Annotated in this window: 1 CRISPR repeat array. The window is 68.8% G+C overall.

Annotated elements, in window-relative coordinates:
• The first annotated feature begins 49 nt into the window (after window positions 1-49).
• A CRISPR array of direct repeats spans window positions 50-1,972; the repeat unit is 28 nt; unit sequence GTGCGCCCCGCACCTGCGGGGATGAGCC.
• The last annotated feature ends 52 nt before the right edge of the window (window positions 1,973-2,024 follow it).

The following is a 2,024-nucleotide window of genomic DNA, read 5'->3' on the forward strand; positions in this document are numbered from 1 at the left end:
CCTGCGGGGATGAGCCCACCGGGATAGCGGAAGCCAGGGCGGCGGCAAGGTGCGCCCCGCACCTGCGGGGATGAGCCGGGGACCGCGATCGTCGGCACTAAGTCGGCCGTGTGCGCCCCGCACCTGCGGGGATGAGCCCGGGGCGCCCTGCAAACCCTCCGGCGTCGACGCGTGCGCCCCGCACCTGCGGGGATGAGCCAGGTCGACAAGCTCTACACCGACCTTGATGAGGAGTGCGCCCCGCACCTGCGGGGATGAGCCCCGACTGCATCGTGTGGCAAATCCAAGGATGCGGTGCGCCCCGCACCTGCGGGGATGAGCCCACGCCGAACCAATCAGCCCCGAAACACCGCCCGTGCGCCCCGCACCTGCGGGGATGAGCCCGCGGAAAATGCCCATGATCTCGTCCGATACTGGGTGCGCCCCGCACCTGCGGGGATGAGCCCCCATGTGGCTGCATGGGAGGCCAAGTTTGGAAGTGCGCCCCGCACCTGCGGGGATGAGCCCGCCTCCGCCGCGAGGCCGAGCCTACGAGGGCGGTGCGCCCCGCACCTGCGGGGATGAGCCACGTTGCGGCAATGCATCTCAACCGCCAAAGGCCGTGCGCCCCGCACCTGCGGGGATGAGCCTGCTAAGACCAGCGAGACGAACGCGGAGGGTAGGTGCGCCCCGCACCTGCGGGGATGAGCCCTATGCAAACATGCAGGTCAGAGGGGGTTTTTGGTGCGCCCCGCACCTGCGGGGATGAGCCTGACCACCTACACCACCGACTGGGACGAGACCTGTGCGCCCCGCACCTGCGGGGATGAGCCCACGAACCAAAAACTTTCGTGTTGCCCCCGGTCGTGCGCCCCGCACCTGCGGGGATGAGCCGTGCTTTCTGCACTGCAGTTACCGGAAGCCCCTGTGCGCCCCGCACCTGCGGGGATGAGCCCAGCCTGAGCGCCACCAATAACCTCAACACTCGGTGCGCCCCGCACCTGCGGGGATGAGCCGTCCGAGCGTGAAACCTGCGGGTCTTTACCCAAGTGCGCCCCGCACCTGCGGGGATGAGCCGCTCGACGCAGCCCCAGACCCCAGCATGTAGGTGTGCGCCCCGCACCTGCGGGGATGAGCCCACTGTCCTGCCGACCTTGGAGAAATACCACGTGTGCGCCCCGCACCTGCGGGGATGAGCCGCCCTCGAAGACCAAACCGATGATCTACTCGAAGTGCGCCCCGCACCTGCGGGGATGAGCCGGATCTGTGTACTGCTCTCCACTGTGCTCGCGGGTGCGCCCCGCACCTGCGGGGATGAGCCCACCCTGCGGTTTTTCCCCGGTAATGCGCGCCGGTGCGCCCCGCACCTGCGGGGATGAGCCCACAGACGACTGGACGACCTGGTCGGTCGGAAAGTGCGCCCCGCACCTGCGGGGATGAGCCCGCCGCCATCAAGTTAGCCTCCCGGTTTGACCAGTGCGCCCCGCACCTGCGGGGATGAGCCGCAGAGTGAGTCAATCCAGAAACCCCAGGCCCCGTGCGCCCCGCACCTGCGGGGATGAGCCCCTCACCCCGCGCAAAGCCCACTGGCAAGACGCGTGCGCCCCGCACCTGCGGGGATGAGCCCAGAATGGTCGGACTGGGTGATAACAACGGTGTGTGCGCCCCGCACCTGCGGGGATGAGCCCACAGACACCCACGTATGCCGCGCCGAATGCAGGTGCGCCCCGCACCTGCGGGGATGAGCCCACCAACCAAGGAGGAACCCGAAATGACCACCTAGTGCGCCCCGCACCTGCGGGGATGAGCCCCAGCCGAGGAGTATCAAGATTCGACCCATTCCGTGCGCCCCGCACCTGCGGGGATGAGCCGCACATCGTCAAGGTTCGAGTTGATGACCACGGGTGCGCCCCGCACCTGCGGGGATGAGCCCATGGGCACAGCTTGAACGCTATGACCGCCGGCGTGCGCCCCGCACCTGCGGGGATGAGCCTCAACCCCAACGATTTGGCTATCTGTAGGTCGCGTGCGCCCCGCACCTGCGG

Origin of the sequence: Massilia sp. UBA6681 (genome assembly GCF_002454935.1) — a bacterium.
In the GTDB taxonomy this organism is placed as follows: Bacteria; Pseudomonadota; Gammaproteobacteria; order Burkholderiales; family Burkholderiaceae_D; genus Telluria; species Telluria varians.